We start from the raw sequence: 15,776 nt of genomic DNA on the forward strand, positions 1-15,776 counted from the left end.
GGCATTATATGCACAAGAAAATAAACAGAAATTTCGATACCGATCGCCCTTTTTTTAAATAGTGCACCGGGAATCGAGGGGGGGGTGTTACAGCGTCGTCGCGCCCAAACTGAGTCGCAGAGGTCCGCCTTGTGCCACTTGCCTCACGGCTTCAAGGCAATCCCTTCAACCGTCACCCGGTGCATAAGGCGTCGAAAACCGTGGTAGTCGTTGATTGCCTTGTGCCACGTGGCTCGGTTATCCCAAATGGCGATATCCCCTGCCTGCCAACGGAGGCGGCATTGGAATTCGGGCTGCTTGCAATGATCATAGAGCATCCCAAGCACGGCCGCAGACTCATCTGCGCTCAACCCCTTGATTTCGGTGGTGAACACAGGATTGACGAACAGCCCACGCCTGCCACTAAGCGGATGCGTGATGACAACGGGGTGCAAGGCGTCTTGCGTGGCAGCTTCGGCATTACCCAGCCTGCCGCTTTTTGCGGCCTCTGATTCCATGTTGCTGGAGCCAAAGACATGGCGAGAGGAATGCACCGCCCACAGGCCATTCAGAAAACCACGCATCGTGGGCGACAGAGCCTCATAGGCAGCAGCCATTGACACAAACAGCGTGTCGCCGCCGTGCGGCGGGACTTCCAAGGCGTGCAGAATTGAGCCCATGGCCGGTTCCTGATCATAGGAGTGGTCGGTATGCCAGCCCTCTCCCACAGCCTCTTTCTGATCTTTCTCTTTCAAAACTGTGGCGATCTCGGGATAGCCGTCGACAGGTTTGAAAAAGCGGTTCACGTTAATCGGGCCGAACCTTCGCGCAAAGGACAGATGCTCTTGCGGTCTAACGTTTTGGCCCCTCAGTACGACTACGGAATACTTTGCGAAGGCTGACTTAATCGCGTCGAATTGATCTTCATGCCGGATGTCCGCCCCGACGATTTCAGCACCCAATCCACCGGTGAGAGGTTTTACTTCCATGCGCATTCCTCCCTGCTTTGCTCAGCCTAAAGAACGGGAAACATCACTTCAACGCAGTCGGCGCGGCTTCATACAATTCCAAAGGAAGATCGTCCGGATCACTGAAAAAGGTAAAACGGCGTCCGGTATATTCATCGACACGGATGTCTTCGACGGGAACACCCTTCTGTTCCAATCTGTCTTTCAACTTCTCGATATCGTCTACAACAAACGCAAGATGCCGCAGACCCAGCGCCTCGGGGCGGGACGTGCGTTTGGGCGGGTTGGGAAAGGAAAACAACTCAATCTGAGTACCATCCGGCAAAGCCAAGTCCAGCTTCCAAGATTGCCGCTCGGCCCGGAAATTTTCCGCAACTATCTCCAACCCAAGCGTTTCTGAATAAAATGCCTTGGACTGCTCATAGTCCGAACAAATGACCGCAGCATGGTGGATTGCTTTCAAACTACCCACAGACTCATTCCCTCATATTATTAGGTGGTTCGATCCAACTCCTGAGGTAATTCTTCGCTCCACTTTCGAAGCTCTTCGAGAAAACCAAGAGCTGTCTGGCCAAATTCGGTAACCGAATATTGCACGGAAACAGGAGCGGTATCCATTACCTGCCGGCGAACCAGACCCTGCCCCTCAAGTTGACGTAGTCTTTCAGTGATCATCTTCTTGCTGGCACCGCCGATCATGCGCGACAGATCGTTGAAGCGCACTGGGCCATCTCTAAGGTGCCACAAGATCGACCCCGTCCACTTTCCGCCAATAATCCGCATACCGCGTTCGATTGCACATGGTTCCTGACAGGCCTCTGAGACCTTTCGGCGCCCTTTGGCATCCTCATCAATTCGCGCCCGCATCGTCGTCCCTTCGCTCAGACATCTAGGTTACCAAAAGTATACTAGTTGAATTATCACACCATCGCAATCAAATGCTCTCTGAACCCGCTGAAAGTCAAGGGTTCAGAGATAGTACATATAGGATATGGACATGAGCAAAATCCTGATCGTCAACGGCACCCAGCCCTACGAATTCGCCCCCGGACAGTTGAACGCCAGCCTCGCCAAACGCGCACGTGACACGCTGACCGCAATGGGTCACGACGTGCGTGTGACCACCGTCGCCGACGGCTATGATGCAAATGCTGAGGTCGAGACGCATCTGTGGGCCGATACAGTCATCATGCAGTTCCCGGTGAACTGGATGGGGGTACCGTGGATATTCAAAAAATACATGGATGAGGTATATACGGCTGGCATGGATGGCCGCATGTGCGCAGGTGACGGTCGAACGACCGACGCGCCCAAAGCCAATTACGGTACCGGGGGCACACTAAACGGTAAGAAATACATGCTGTCGGTTACGTTCAACGCCCCAAAAGAAGCGTTCGATGATGCGTCCGAGCCTTTCTTTGCGGGCTCCAGCGTCGACGACCTGTTAGCGCCGATGCACCTGAACGCAAAGTTCTTTGCCATGCAACCCCTTCCGACTTTTGCTGCATTCGATGTTATGAAGGACCCGGAAATCGAGGCCGATTTCGCTCGATTTGACGCGCATCTAAAAACCACATTTGCCGAGCTTGAACATGTCCCAGCCTGATATCCATCTCTACACCGCTGGAACGATGAACGGGTACAAGCCGGTTATCTTCCTGGAGGAGGCAGGCGTCCCCTACGACCTGACACATATCAATTTTTCCAAGCAGGAACAGAAGGCGCCGGATTATCTGGCGCTGAACCCAAATGGAAAGATCCCGACAATCGAGGATCGTTCGGAGAGGCGCGCCATCTTCGAATCCGGTGCGATCCTGTGGCATCTCGCCGAAAAATACGGAAAATTCCTGCCTTGGGATCCGGTCAAACGGTCAGAGGTCATGCAGTGGATGTTCTTTCAGGTCGGCCATATAGGCCCAATGATGGGACAGGCGATGTACTTCCAGCACATCGCCGCACCAAACGGCCACGAAGAGCCGTTCTCAATCCGCCGCTACGTGGACGAAAGCCGCCGCTTGATGGAAGTGATGAACACGCGCCTGGATGGGCGTGAATGGATCGCCGCGGACGAATACACCATCGCTGACATGATGCTGTACCCATGGGCACGCGCTTATGTCTGGGCGCGGGTAGGAGTGTCGGACTTGCCGCATCTGAATTCGTGGTTCCACCGTATTGATGCCCGGCCCGCCGTGCAGCGCGCGCTGACGATACCCAAGGCAAACCCGCAGTTCTGGGATGCCGACGCGGATGCCAGCGCCTTTGCAAAGGAAAACGCGGCGCGGTTCTCCAGTGATGTGAAAGGAACCTGAACCGGTAAGAGACGTTGTCAGACAATTTCGAACCAGTCTCAGCTGGGTCAGTAGAACTGCTCTTTACACTGCGCCAGGTTCGCGCCACTCAGCGAGAGCGGTAACCGATGTACAGCATCACAGCAAGGCGGATGATCTCGGGGCTGGTTTTGAAATACTGGGGGATCATCTTTGCATGAGTAAAAGCTACGAAAGCTCCCTGACCCGCTCAAGCAAAGCTCTTCTGACAAGAACGATTAAACAATTCCCTGTTCCCACAAGAAAATCCCCTGCTCCAACATCCAGGGATGTGTGCGACATAAGCCGCTGAAAAACATACAATTCTGACACGAAAAATGCCTGTATTCGAACCCATCTCACGATAATTCCCCGTAAACTGATGGTTATCAGGGAAATCCGGCCCAAAGAGACCCCGACAAAATGCGGCACTTAGACTGAGGCCTGAATTCTGCTCTAAGTGTAACGTTTGCTCCATCTCAGATTGAAAGCGCAAGCGCCAACGCGGGAACTGCGGCACAATTCCGGGTCAGAAAATACAACTGGATTGAGACGGGTATGAGTGGCGGGGAGACAGGGATTCGAACCCTGGGGACGCTCTCACGCCCAACGGTTTTCAAGACCGCCGCATTCGACCACTCTGCCACCTCCCCGTCGAAAGCAGGGTCTAAGGCCAAGTTGAAACGGTGGCAAGTCAAAAGAGGGAAATCTTGCCGAAGCCCAAGCAGTGGTCTTTCCATGGCATCACGCGCGGGTTATGATCTGCTTGAAAGACCAAATAATGCCAGCAAAACAGAACTGGCAGATCGGCGTCGGGGCACGGCGAACCAAGCCCCTTCAGGCAAGGGAATACGCGATGAATCGAGCGATTGGGACACGCGCAAAACCGCTGGGATTTGCGGTTCTGGCTGTGACTTTGGGGTTACTGTCCGGCTGTGACGAGGCGTTGTTAAATTCCGGCGCTTCGCCGGATGGGGGCACAAGCGCATCGAATAACGATGGGAAAGTCGAACTGCTACCGCAGGTTGCAAGCGGCTCGCAACGCGATGTCGAAGCCCCGGATGTCTTTGAAGTGACCGAAGCGGGTCTTTGGGATGGTCGTCCGTCACTGGGTGGAATATGGGTCGCACACCCAGACGCTGCACAACCTGAACGCGTTGTGATCAAGAACAAATCTAACAATAAGTCAGTGACAGGCGCCCTGTTTCGCCGCGAGCGCGATTTGCCGGGCCCAGCCCTGCAGGTTTCATCGGCGGCCGCTGAAAAACTTGGCCTTCTGGCTGGCGCGCCTACCAGCATCTACGTAGTGGCGCTGCGGCGCGAAACAGTTGAAGAAGCGCCCGCGGAAACGGACGAGGCACCGGCAGAGGCTGCCTCGGAAGATCAGGTTGTCGCTGACGCGACCGAGGCTTCGGAAGAAGCCCAGGAAGTTTCGGAAACCGCGGAAACGCAATCCGAAAAACCGGCAAAACGGAAGTGGTGGCAAAAGAAGGCCCCTGCCGCAGCCGCCACTGCCGGAGCAGCCGCGGCTGTCGCAACAGCCGAAACCGGGTCTGACGTTGCCGCCGAAGCTACAGAAAGCACGGCGGATGCAGCGGTTCAGGCGGCTTCGACCCCCGGACTGTCCGACGCTCCGGTGCAGGCACCCACTGAAAAGCCCGCCAAGCGAAAATGGTGGCAAAAGAAAGATCCTGACGAAATAACACAGACGCCTCTGGATCCGATTGCCGGTGCAGAAGCAGCGATTGATGCGGCGGAACCTACTCCGGTGGCCGCGACAACCGGCACTGCGAAGGTTTCGTCCTTGACCAAACCCTACATCCAGATCGGCACGTACAGCGTTGAAAAGAACGCCAACAGTGCGGCAGAAAAAATCCGGCGGAACGGAATGGCAGCCGAAGTTCGGGAACTGAAAACCGCTGAAAACACGGTTTGGCGCGTCCTGGTTGGCCCTGCCATGACCCGGTCGGAACGCAAAGCCCTGCATGGCGATGTCCGGGACTTGGGGTTCACCGACGCGTTCACCACAAGCAACTAGAATCAAGGAGGGCCCCTACGTGCTATCCTCTCTGCGAACATCTGTCTTAACGCTTGGGCTTGCCGTACTGGCCCTGCCTGCAAGCGCCTATGATACGACCGCGCGCGCCGCTTATGTCATCGACCAGACGACAGGCACGGTTTTGCTTTCCAAGGAAGCTGACCTGCCGCTGCCACCGGCATCGATGTCCAAGCTGATGACGCTCTATGTTGCGTTTGAGGCGCTGCGGGACGGGCGCCTGACACTGGATGAAAAACTGCCGGTGTCGGAACACGCGATGAGCTATGGCGGCTCGACCATGTTCCTGAATACGCAGGACCGCGTGCGGGTCGAAGATCTGCTGCGCGGTATCATCGTTCTTTCTGGCAACGATGCTTGCGTCGTCATCGCCGAAGCGCTCAGCCCGGATGGAACCGAAGCCGGATTTGCCCGCTACATGACCCAACGCGCCAAGCAGATGGGCATGAACACGTCGAACTTCGCCAATTCCAACGGCTGGCCCGCTGCCGGACATATGATGTCGGTACACGACCTTGCCGTTCTTGCGGACCGCCTCATTGCCGATTTTCCGGAATACTATCCTTTGTTCGCCGAAGAGGAATTTGAATTCGACGGCCGCGCACCCTCGAATGCGCGCAACCGCAACCCGCTTCTGAAACTGGATATTGGCGCGGACGGGTTGAAAACCGGGCACACTCAGGAGGCGGGCTATGGTCTGGTCGGTTCGGCCAAGCAGGGTGATCGGCGTGTGATCTTTGTTCTGTCCGGCCTCGACAGCACGGCCCGCCGCGCAGAGGAGGCTGAGGCCGTGGTTAACTGGTCGTTTCGAAATTTTGTCGAGAGGACAGTTGCCAACCCGGAAACGCCGATAGCCGAAGCCAAATTGTGGATGGGTGCACAGAAGACGGTGGGATTGGTCCCCGAGGGCGATCTGACCCTGCTGTTCCCAGTTTTGGGCGATCAGGACGTGCAGGCCGAAGTGGTTTATGAAGGCCCGATCAATGCGCCCGTCGCAAAGGGGCAGCAACTGGCGGAACTGGTGATCAAACCTGAAGGTCTGCCGGAAATCCGCCGCCCGCTGGTTGCATCCGAAAACGTGCCGCTCGGTGGCTTTGTGGTTCGCATGATGACAGTGGGCGGAATTGTTCTGAAGGACGTGATCAACGGCCCGCTGGGTGCAATGTGACGCGGCGCGGATTGTTTGTCACTTTTGAAGGGATTGACGGATCAGGCAAATCGACTCAGGCGCGCAAGCTTGCGGAACGCCTGCGCGAAGCTGGTCATGAGGTTGTCCTGACCCGCGAACCCGGCGGCTCAGCCGGGGCGGAAGAAATCCGGAAACTGGTGCTTGAAGGGGACCCCGATCGATGGTCGGCCGAAACTGAAATCCTGCTGTTCACAGCGGCTCGGCGCGATCATCTTGAGCGCACCATCGAACCCGCCTTGGCTGCGGGAAAGGTGGTGATCTGCGACCGTTTTGCCGACAGCACGCGCATGTATCAGGGCCTGTCCCGTGGCGATCTGCGGGGCCTGGTAGACCAACTGCACAGCTTGATGATCGGGCGCGAGCCGGATCTGACACTGCTGATCGACATGGACCCCAATACCGGCCTGTCTCGCGCCAAAGGGCGGCAGGGCACCGAAGAGCGGTTCGAAGATTTTGGCCCGGCCCTGCAACAACAGATGCGCGCAGGTTTTCTTGCGCTGGCGGATGAATATGCCACCCGGTTTCGCGTCGTGGATGGTAACCGAAACATGGACAGTGTCGCGCAGGATGTGACAGAAATCGTCATGCAAGCCTTGCCATAGACGAACGATGAGCGACGACATCACTTTACCGGATCAGGCGCCCGGTGCACCGCACCCGCGCGAAACAGCCCGCCTTTTTGGTCAGGATGAGGCTGAACAGGCCTTTCTGTCTGCCTATACTTCTGATCGTTTGCACCATGGCTGGTTGCTGACCGGTCCGCGTGGGGTTGGTAAGGCAACACTGGCGTGGCGTATCGCCCGGTTTTTGCTTGCAACACCGCAAGCAGATGATGGCGGGTTGTTTGGCGCCCCCCCTGCCCCGCAAACGCTGGATATCGACCCCGAACATCCTGTCGCGCATCGCATGCTGGCCGGAGCGGAACCCGGCCTTGCGACAATCACCCGGTCGCTGAACGATCAGGGTCGGCTGCGCAATGAGATCGTGGTCGACGACATCCGCAAACTCGGTCGGTTCTTTGGCCTGTCCTCTGCGGATGGCGGTCGGCGCGTGGTGATTGTGGATTCGGCGGATGAAATGAATGTCAGCGCGGCAAACGCGTTGCTGAAAATGCTGGAAGAGCCTCCGGCGCGGACAACGTTGCTGCTGGTTTCCCATCAGCCCTCGCGGCTGCTGCCGACGATCCGGTCCCGATGCCGAACATTGCGCCTGTCTCCGTTGGGACCCGAAGACATGCAGGCGGCGCTGACACAGACCGGGGCTGAACTGCCGGCACAACCCGACCATCTGGCGGCGCTGTCCGCAGGGTCGGTCGGGGATGCGGTCCGCCTGATCAATCTGGGCGGGCTGGAGATCTATTCCGAACTGATCGGCATTCTGGGCACACTGCCCAGGCTTGACCGGCAGCGCGCCCTTGCTTTGGCCGAAGCCGCCGCACAACGGGGTGCGGCAGACCGGTTCGATCTGTTGCTGACCCTGATTGATTTGGCCCTGTCCCGACTGGCGCTGACCGGCGCAAAAGGCGAACCGCCAAGTCCCGAAGCCGCCCCGAATGAGGCGCAAACACTGTCGCGATTGTCAGGATCACCGCATCAGGCGCGGCAATGGTCCGAAGCCGCGGCAATGATCACGGCACGCGCACGTCATGGACAGGCGGTGAACCTTGACCCTGCCGCTCTGGTCCTAGATACGGTGTTCAAGATACAGGAAACCGCCGGTCAGAGCAGATGAGCACCCTCCCTACGATCACCGACAGCCATTGCCATCTGGATTTCCCCGATTTCGACGGGCAACTTGACGAAATCATCTCACGCGCTGCCGAAGCGGGCGTGACCCGTATGGTTACGATCTGTACCCGGCTGCGAAACGAGGCCACCGTGCGCGCGATTGCCGAAGCACACGCTCCGGTGTTTTACGCTGCAGGAACGCACCCCATGAGTGCGGCGGACGAACCTCTGGCAAGTGTCGACCAACTTGTCGCCCTCTCGCACCATCCGAAATTCGTTGGCATCGGCGAAACCGGGCTCGATTATCATTACACCGCCGAAAGCGCCGAGGTTCAGAAGAAGTCACTGCGTATTCATATCGAAGCCGCGCAGCGCACCAATCTGCCCCTGATCATCCACGCGCGCGCCGCAGATGACGACATGGCCCGGATCTTGTCCGAGGAATACCGCAATGCGCCCTATTCCTGCGTGATGCATTGCTTTTCTTCGTCCGCCGAACTGGCCAAGGCGGCGCTGGATCTGGGGTTCTATCTGTCGATGTCCGGCATCGCGGCATTTCCCAAAAGCCAGGAGTTGCGTGACATTTTCGCCGGCGCCCCGGTCGACCGTATTCTGGTCGAAACCGATGCGCCCTATCTCGCTCCGCCGCCGTACCGGGGCAGGCGCAATGAACCGGCCTATACCGCCCACACCGCCCGCAAAGGTGCCGAGGTTTTCGGCATGGATTACACCGAGTTCGCGGCGCGCACGCAGGCCAATTTTGACCGTCTGTTCACAAAGGCGGCGACATCACAGGCGGCTGCATGACCGAGTTGCGCTGCACCATCCTGGGCTGCGGATCGTCGGGCGGTGTGCCCCGGCTGGGCGGGCATTGGGGTGATTGCGACCCTGAAAACCCCAAGAATGTTCGCCGCCGCTGTTCCATGCTGGTCGAACGGGACGGCCCCGAGGGTACGACTTCGGTCCTGATCGATACTTCGCCGGATATGCGCAGCCAGTTGTTGGATTCAGGAACCGGGCGGCTGGATGGCGTGGTCTATACCCATTCACACGCCGATCATGTGCATGGCATCGATGATTTGCGGATGATCGTGTTCAACATGCGCACCCGGGTTCCGGTCTGGGCGGATGGCGACACGCAGAACGCCCTGCTGGGCCGGTTCGGGTATGCGTTCATTCAGCCCGAAGGCTCTCCTTACCCGCCTATTCTGGACCTCAAATCAATAGATGGCCCGTTCGAGGTGGACGGCCCCGGCGGCCCGATCCCGTTTCATCCGTTCAAGGTCAATCACGGCTCGATCGACTCGCTGGGGTTTCGATTGGGCAAACTGGCCTATCTACCTGATGTCGCCGAGATTTACGACGATGCATGGACCGACATGCTGGGTCTTGATTGCCTTGTTATCGACGCCTTGCGCCGGTCGCCGCATCCGACACATGCCCACCTGGAAAAGACCCTGGGCTGGATCAAAAAGCTGCAACCACAGCGCGCCATTCTGACCAACATGCATATCGATCTGGATTATGAAACGGTTGATACGGAAACCCCCGATCACATTACGCCTGCTTTTGACGGCATGGTGATCCGGCAGGCGCTCTGACCCTGTTACCGGCGCCTGCGATATCGCCCTTCGGGCCATCCCCGATCTCGCAGGCGGGGCGCTAGCATGCTGCAAAGCCTGATCAACGTCATTCTGCCGGTCTTTCTGGTGATTGGTGCAGGCTATGCGTCGACCCGATTGGGTTACTTCAAGGAAATCCACATCGACGGGTTGATGAAGTTCACCCAAGGGTTTGCCATCCCCTGCCTGCTGTTTCTGGCAATTGCCCACCTTGACCTGAGCGCCAGCTTTGATCCCCGGTTGTTGGTCAGTTTCTATACCGCCGCCGCTTTGTGCTTTACGGCCGGACTTTTTGGCGCACGCCTGATCTTTGGCCGCGAGTGGGAGGATTGCGTCGCCATCGGGTTTTGCTGTCTGTTTTCGAACTCGGTGCTGTTGGGCCTGCCAATCACCGAGCGCGCATATGGCCCCGAGAACCTGACTGGCAACTACGCCATCATCGCGTTTCATTCGCCCTTCTGTTACGGGGTTGGCATCACGGTCATGGAGATCATTCGCAACCGTGGGAACGGTGGTGCGCATATGGCCCGGTCCGTTCTCACGGCCATGTTCCGCAACGCGCTGATTCTTGGGATTGCACTTGGCTTTGTGGTTAATCTGTCCGGGCTTGCAGTTCCGGCGGTCGTGGACGAAGCTTTGGGGCTGATCACCCGCGCCGCGCTGCCCGGCGCGCTTTTCGCTTTGGGCGGGGTGCTGGTAAAATACAAACCCGAAGGTGACTTTCGTACAATCGGATTTGTGTGCTGCATTTCTCTGGCCCTGCATCCGGGGCTTGTCTGGCTGTTCGGCTCAGCGGTTGGCCTGCCGCAGGATCTGTTCCGCTCGGGCGTTCTGAATGCTGCGATGGCACCGGGCTTCAACGCGTATATCTTTGCAAATATGTATGGTCGCGCCAAACGCGTTGCCGCGTCGTCGGTTCTGATTGGCACGGCGGTTTCGATCCTGACAGTCTGGATGTGGCTGACCCTTTTAGGGTGATCCGGCATTGACAATCTGCACCCGGAAAACACCTATCGCGATATCACACAGGAGACCCGGCAATGCCTCATGCTCTTATCGTCGCTCATGGCCAGCCATCGGACCCGGCCCCGGCCGAGGCCGCGCTGGCGGCGTTTGCTGATCAGGTCGACAGGCTGGCGCAGGACGTCACGGTCCGATCGGCGACATTGGCTGCTCCGGGAGCATTCGAGTCGCAGTTGGACGAGCTGCCCGCAGATGTCGCGATTTACCCCCTGTTCATGGCCAAAGGCTGGTTTGTTACCAGTGCCCTGCCGAAGCGGATCGGCGAGCGCGGTGCCCGTATTCTGGACCCTCTGGGCATTGATCCGGACTTGCCCGAACTGACCGCCCGGTCGCTGCTTGCGACGATGTCAAGGAAGAACTGGGAAACCGGCGCGACGGACTTGGTGATTGCAGCCCATGGTTCCGGACGCAGCCGTAACCCTTCTGCCGTGACAGCTAGTTTTGCAGATCAGTTGAGGGCGCATTTGCCCTTCCGCTCTGTCCGTGTCGGATTTGTCGAGGAACCGCCATCCATTGCCGAAGCCGCAGCAGGGTTGGGCGAACGTGCGCTGTGCCTTCCGTTTTTCGCCTGCACGGGTGGTCATGTTCTGCAGGACGTTCCGGAACAATTGCAGCAAGCCGGTTTCCAAGGTGTTACATTGCCCGTGATCGGAGAGCTGCCTGAAATTCAGTCTCATATCGCGGATGTTCTGACCCGCGAATGCATAGCTTAACAGGACTTTCACACAAAAAAAAATCTGCACCGTTTCCGTCTCAACGCACATTTGCCGAACAACTGCTGTCCGACGCACAGCCAAAGAAGCTGAGTCTAAGCTCAGCTATCGTGGTTTAACCATGTGCTTGCGCTGGACCGAGCTGGCAATGTCGGAAAAAAGGTGGTGACGGGACCTGCCGTTTCGCTTGGCCTCGTACAAGGCCAGGTCGGCGGCATGCAGTATTTCGGCGGGTTTGAGGATGTCAAACTGTGTGGAAATCGCCGTTCCAATGCTGGCTGAAATCCGACAGGGATTCTGATCGAAATTCATCGGCTCGCGAAGCCTGCCGATTAAACGGCCCGCAATCGCCGACAGCTTCTTTTCATCCGTCAGGTTCCTGAAAACAATAACAAACTCATCCCCACCCATTCTGACGACTGCATCATCGCTGCGGGTCTCTTCGACCATAATCCGCGCGGCCTCTTGCAGAACAAAGTCACCGGCCGCGTGACCCAGCCTGTCATTCACCGATTTGAAGAAGTCCAGATCAAGGTGCATCAGGGCAAAATCGGTTTGCGTCGATGCCATCTGGCCTAGTATGTGATCCATCGCGCGACGGTTTTTCAGGCCGGTCAACGTATCGGTAAAGGCCTGTTCTTCCGCCGCCACCCTGGCGTCCTGCAGACGCTGGTTCAATGATCGCGATGCCTCCATCGCTGCGGATTTGGCCTCGACCAGATAAAGAAGCTCAATCGCAAGGTCAGCACCGGAAAAATCTGCGCTGGTCAGCGCGTAGTCGCGAACAGCATCTAGGATCGAAATACCAAACGAAAGGTTGATCACCGCGCCACCTTGATCCGGCAGCGGGGTTATCAGCCCTTTCAAAGCCGTGCGTGGTTCATCATGAAACCGCAGGTGCAGCTTTGCACCCGCCATGGACATCAGAACGGGAACGGTCGACACAGTCCGGGGGCGGACCAGTTGAAACAAGTCCAGAAAATTCTGCCCGGCCATTGCGCGTTCCGGCCTCAGTTTTTGCAGCGTCGGTCCGACCTGAACAATCCGCCCGTCATTGTCCAACAACAAGAACATCGGGCAAAGAGATTCAAGCAAGACGCCCAGACCCCGCACATCCATCATGGTCTTCGCGCCCCAAGTTCAAATTGACGCCCTTCGGCAAAGGAACTCTCCACCAGGGCAATTGTAACGACATCAGCGTCCCCCTGTACGCCGTCATGGGACAGCATCACCAAAGCGCCGTAGTCATCCGCCATGGCTCGCAAAACTCCGACCATGACACTGGAGTATCCCGGCAAGCCCGGAAAACAGTGCAACTGGTATTCAGCACCGGACAGTTCACGCAATTCAAGCGCGGGCAGAGACAGGTCGGATACCGCCAGCCTGACCCGGTCGGACAAGTCGTCCAGGGAATGCAGAAACTCAACATAAGTCACGCCGCCAAAACGCAGCAAACGCCGCAACCCTTCGGTATTCGGATGCGAGACAAGATATGTCCCAAGGTCTTCAAGCATTTCGGTGCGCGCCCGGTTCCGGTCTGCACATAGCGCATCCAAAACCCGCAACGAGGTGTCCGCATCATAGACAAGCATCGCTTCGAACTCGACAAACCCGAGTTCAGCCGCCGCGGCAACGCGCAGCCAGCATGCCTGCCCATAGGTCGCGCATACGAAGGACTGTACCGCCCGGTTGATCAGACCATGCATCAATTGCCCCGGATTGATTTCGCGTTCAATCTGGCCGGACAATCCTTAACAAATACCCAATACCCGCTGCGAAACCGGAAATATTGCAGCCATTCGAATTCCTAGAAATCCGTGGGCGCGCCACCTTCCGATTTGCGCCGCGCGACAAAGTCGGCCAATTCTTCGCGAATGCCCTCATCCAATGCAGGCGGTTCAAAGCTTGTGATGATTTCCTTGAACATGTGATGCGCGCGCTCGGCTGTCCAGATGCCTCCGGCCGCCGCCCAGCCTTCATAGTTCTTCCAGTCACTCAGAAACGGCTGGTAGAACGCGGTCGAGTACCGGTCCTGTGTGTGCTGGATACCAAAGAAATGCCCGTCGTTACCAACCGCTCTGATCGCATCCAGCGCGATCTCGTCCGGCCCTGTGGCGCAGATTTCTGGCTGCATATATCTTTGGATTTGCTGCAGAATCTCGCAATCCATGATGAATTTTTCAGGGCTCGCGATAAGGCCGCCCTCAAGCCAGCCTGCTGCATGGTAGACCATGTTCGTTCCCGACTGCACCGCTGCCCACAGCGAGTTCGATGTCTCCCATATCGCCTGCCCATCCGGGACGTTTGCAGCACAAACACCTGATGAGCGCATCGGCAGTCCGTAGAAACGTGCCATCTGCCCGGTCATTTGCGTCGACCGCATGTACTCCGGCGTCCCGAAGGCCGGAGCGCCGGACTTCATGTCTACATTTGAGGTGAAGGTTCCGATCACACAGGGAATACCAGGACGTACATACTGAAACAACGCAATGGCACACAGTGCTTCGGCCAGCGACTGCGCGACTGCCCCGGCCATGGTCACGGGCGCCATGGCCCCGGCCAGGGTAAATGGCGTCACCACAATCGCCTGCCCCCGACGGGCCAGTCGCAGACAGCCATCAATCATCGGGAAATCGTGCTTGAGAGGTGATGTCGAGTTGATGTTGGTGTACATCCGCGGCTTCGACTCGAACTCTTCATGGCTGAGGCCGCTGGCGATGCGCACCATTTCCATGACATCTTCCACGCGCTCCTTACCCAGCGAATAGGCGTGCATGGCCTTGTCGGTCAGGGTCAGCTTGTCATACAGCACGTCCAGATGTCGCACACTGGCGTGAATATCCACCGGCTCGACCGGATAGCCGCCAGCAAAATGGATACAGTTGAAGTACTGCGTCAGCTTCAGCAGGTTCCGGCACATCTCGCGATTCCCCGAAACCTTGGTGCCGATCTCCATATCCCAGTAGTTCGGCGGCGAAGAGACGTTCCCGAACAGCATGGTCTTGCCGCCGACTTCGATCGTTTTGTCCGGGTTTCTAGGCGTGATGGTAAAGCTTGACGGCGCTTTGGCGATCATTTCCATGACAAAGTCGCGCCCCATGCGCACATTGTCGCCGTTGATGGTACATCCTGCTTCGCGCAGAATGTCCAGCGCCTCTTTGTTGTAGAACTCGATACCGATCTCTTCGAGAATTCGCATCGCACCCTCGTGGATCGCCTCGATCCCGGCCTGATCCAGCGGCTCGGTGGGTCTGTCGATATTGACGGGTGGGTTCCACGGCATCTGATCGATGACTGCGCTGCCCCGGCGAGCTGCGGCTCCCGAACGTCCACCACTTCTGCGTCTGCGCGTATTGCTGTCGGCCATTTGTTCCTCCGAGGCTTTTTATCAAAAAGCCCCGAAGTCTGGAACATGGCCGCTCTGTCTGCGACAGGTTGTGTCGGTTTCTTATTCCAAACCGCCGAAATCCGCTCAGATCGACCGATTTTCCGCCAGCCAAGCAGGAATATGTCCGATATCCGGCAATACAACATCGGCCATCGGCGCGAGCGTTTCAGGGCCTGCAAGACCGGTCAAAACCCCGATGGTGGTCATGCCGGCGGCGCGGCCTGCCTGCAGGTCATGCAGGCTGTCGCCAACCATGACCACATTCGCCGGGTCCACACACACTTGTGCGGCAAAAGCCAGCAACTGGCCCGGTCCCGGTTTGCAGCCGTGGCCGCTGTCATATCCCGCGACAAAGTCGAAATGATCCCGGATTCCAACGGATGACAGATGCTCCAGCGCGGGTCTTTCACTGTCATTGGTGGCAACGCCCAGCTTGAAGCCGGCTTCCCGTAGCTGTTCCAGAAAAGGCACAAGCGGAACGGCCGGCGCCTGTGGGGCCGCGGCGGATTCCTCGTCGATCAACTCGATCAGGGCCTCGCAGGTCATCTCGGGTAAATAGGGAAGAAGCGCTTCTGCAATTTCCACAACGCTTGCGGCAATTACGATGCTGTCATTCGAATATGTCCCCTTCTCGGGATCAAACCCGATCACCAGCGCAAGTTCCTGCGCCTTTGCCTGGTCACCCGATGACAGACGCAACAGCAGCCTGCGCCCAAACGTGCCCCAGGTGTTTGCAAAGTCAAACAAGGTACCGTCCTTGTCGAACACGATGGCGTTTATTGGCATTGGGGCTCCTGCAAAA

The 15,776-nt window shown here is 57.6% G+C and carries 17 protein-coding genes and 1 tRNA gene; 10 read left to right on the forward strand and 8 right to left on the reverse strand.

The window, feature by feature from the left end; translation table 11 throughout:
* Positions 1-143: 143 nt before the first annotated feature.
* From ACR1XU_RS12150 to ACR1XU_RS12160, 3 genes are read right to left on the reverse strand one after another with little or no spacing between them, the layout of a single operon-like run.
* On the reverse strand, positions 144-968 hold the full coding sequence (locus ACR1XU_RS12150; RefSeq protein WP_170614499.1) for a TauD/TfdA family dioxygenase: 825 nt from the start codon (positions 966-968) through the stop codon (positions 144-146).
* Positions 969-1,011: 43 nt separating this feature from the next.
* Positions 1,012-1,419, reverse strand: a complete 408-nt coding sequence (gene gloA2 / locus ACR1XU_RS12155; RefSeq protein WP_480714203.1) for an SMU1112c/YaeR family gloxylase I-like metalloprotein — start codon at positions 1,417-1,419, stop codon at positions 1,012-1,014.
* Positions 1,420-1,439: 20 nt separating this feature from the next.
* A complete protein-coding gene (locus ACR1XU_RS12160) occupies positions 1,440-1,814 on the reverse strand; it encodes a winged helix-turn-helix transcriptional regulator (RefSeq protein WP_170614498.1) in 375 nt (124 codons plus the stop codon).
* 130 nt (positions 1,815-1,944) lie between these two features.
* On the opposite strand from ACR1XU_RS12160, the gene ACR1XU_RS12165 reads away from it, so the two are divergent.
* Together ACR1XU_RS12165 and ACR1XU_RS12170 are read left to right on the forward strand one after the other, a co-directional pair.
* Positions 1,945-2,553, forward strand: a complete 609-nt coding sequence (locus tag ACR1XU_RS12165; protein ID WP_170680616.1) for an NAD(P)H-dependent oxidoreductase — start codon at positions 1,945-1,947, stop codon at positions 2,551-2,553.
* Positions 2,540-3,259 carry a glutathione S-transferase N-terminal domain-containing protein gene (locus tag ACR1XU_RS12170; protein ID WP_170680619.1) on the forward strand — a complete coding sequence of 240 codons (720 nt, stop codon included), beginning with the start codon at positions 2,540-2,542 and terminating at the stop codon, positions 3,257-3,259. The genes ACR1XU_RS12165 and ACR1XU_RS12170 overlap by 14 nt, the downstream gene beginning before the upstream one ends.
* A 560-nt stretch (positions 3,260-3,819) precedes the next feature.
* Here ACR1XU_RS12170 and ACR1XU_RS12175 read toward each other — a convergent pair.
* Positions 3,820-3,909, reverse strand: a tRNA-Ser gene (locus ACR1XU_RS12175).
* A gap of 203 nt (positions 3,910-4,112) precedes the next feature.
* Between ACR1XU_RS12175 and ACR1XU_RS12180 the strand changes: the two genes are divergently transcribed.
* From ACR1XU_RS12180 to ACR1XU_RS12215, 8 genes are all read left to right on the forward strand, one after another.
* Positions 4,113-5,294: an SPOR domain-containing protein gene (locus ACR1XU_RS12180; protein WP_480905201.1), complete on the forward strand. Its 1,182-nt coding sequence runs from the start codon at positions 4,113-4,115 to the stop codon at positions 5,292-5,294.
* Positions 5,295-5,313: 19 nt separating this feature from the next.
* Complete coding sequence (locus ACR1XU_RS12185) at positions 5,314-6,480, forward strand: D-alanyl-D-alanine carboxypeptidase family protein (protein WP_480905204.1); 1,167 nt, start codon at positions 5,314-5,316, stop codon at positions 6,478-6,480.
* Positions 6,477-7,103 carry a dTMP kinase gene (gene tmk / locus ACR1XU_RS12190; protein ID WP_170615423.1) on the forward strand — a complete coding sequence of 209 codons (627 nt, stop codon included), beginning with the start codon at positions 6,477-6,479 and terminating at the stop codon, positions 7,101-7,103. Before ACR1XU_RS12185 ends, tmk begins: the two co-directional genes overlap by 4 nt.
* A 7-nt stretch (positions 7,104-7,110) precedes the next feature.
* The gene (locus ACR1XU_RS12195; protein ID WP_480905207.1) at positions 7,111-8,232 is read left to right on the forward strand and encodes a DNA polymerase III subunit delta'; all 1,122 of its coding nucleotides are present in this window, start codon (positions 7,111-7,113) and stop codon (positions 8,230-8,232) included.
* On the forward strand, positions 8,229-9,035 hold the full coding sequence (locus tag ACR1XU_RS12200; RefSeq protein WP_480905210.1) for a TatD family hydrolase: 807 nt from the start codon (positions 8,229-8,231) through the stop codon (positions 9,033-9,035). Before ACR1XU_RS12195 ends, ACR1XU_RS12200 begins: the two co-directional genes overlap by 4 nt.
* A complete protein-coding gene (locus tag ACR1XU_RS12205; RefSeq protein WP_170615417.1) occupies positions 9,032-9,829 on the forward strand; it encodes an MBL fold metallo-hydrolase in 798 nt (265 codons plus the stop codon). The genes ACR1XU_RS12200 and ACR1XU_RS12205 overlap by 4 nt, the downstream gene beginning before the upstream one ends.
* A 66-nt stretch (positions 9,830-9,895) precedes the next feature.
* Positions 9,896-10,828 (forward strand): AEC family transporter, encoded by a 933-nt coding sequence (locus tag ACR1XU_RS12210; RefSeq protein ID WP_480812166.1) that lies wholly within the window; start codon positions 9,896-9,898, stop codon positions 10,826-10,828.
* Positions 10,829-10,890: 62 nt separating this feature from the next.
* A complete protein-coding gene (locus ACR1XU_RS12215; RefSeq protein WP_480905213.1) occupies positions 10,891-11,586 on the forward strand; it encodes a sirohydrochlorin chelatase in 696 nt (231 codons plus the stop codon).
* A 105-nt stretch (positions 11,587-11,691) separates the two neighbouring features.
* Here ACR1XU_RS12215 and ACR1XU_RS12220 read toward each other — a convergent pair whose 3' ends face one another.
* The 4 genes from ACR1XU_RS12220 to ACR1XU_RS12235 all read right to left on the reverse strand — a co-directional run bounded on the left by ACR1XU_RS12220 (position 11,692) and on the right by ACR1XU_RS12235 (position 15,760).
* Positions 11,692-12,708 (reverse strand): GGDEF domain-containing protein, encoded by a 1,017-nt coding sequence (locus ACR1XU_RS12220; protein WP_480905216.1) that lies wholly within the window; start codon positions 12,706-12,708, stop codon positions 11,692-11,694.
* Positions 12,705-13,292, reverse strand: a complete 588-nt coding sequence (locus tag ACR1XU_RS12225) for a heme NO-binding domain-containing protein (protein ID WP_170806526.1) — start codon at positions 13,290-13,292, stop codon at positions 12,705-12,707. The genes ACR1XU_RS12220 and ACR1XU_RS12225 overlap by 4 nt, the downstream gene beginning before the upstream one ends.
* A 101-nt stretch (positions 13,293-13,393) precedes the next feature.
* Positions 13,394-14,953, reverse strand: coding sequence for a trimethylamine methyltransferase family protein (locus ACR1XU_RS12230; RefSeq protein WP_480812169.1), 1,560 nt, complete (start codon positions 14,951-14,953; stop codon positions 13,394-13,396).
* A 105-nt stretch (positions 14,954-15,058) separates the two neighbouring features.
* The gene (locus ACR1XU_RS12235; RefSeq protein ID WP_480905220.1) at positions 15,059-15,760 is read right to left on the reverse strand and encodes an HAD family hydrolase; all 702 of its coding nucleotides are present in this window, start codon (positions 15,758-15,760) and stop codon (positions 15,059-15,061) included.
* Positions 15,761-15,776: the final 16 nt, after the last annotated feature.

It is taken from the genome of Ruegeria sp. D1(2025) (assembly GCF_056536425.1).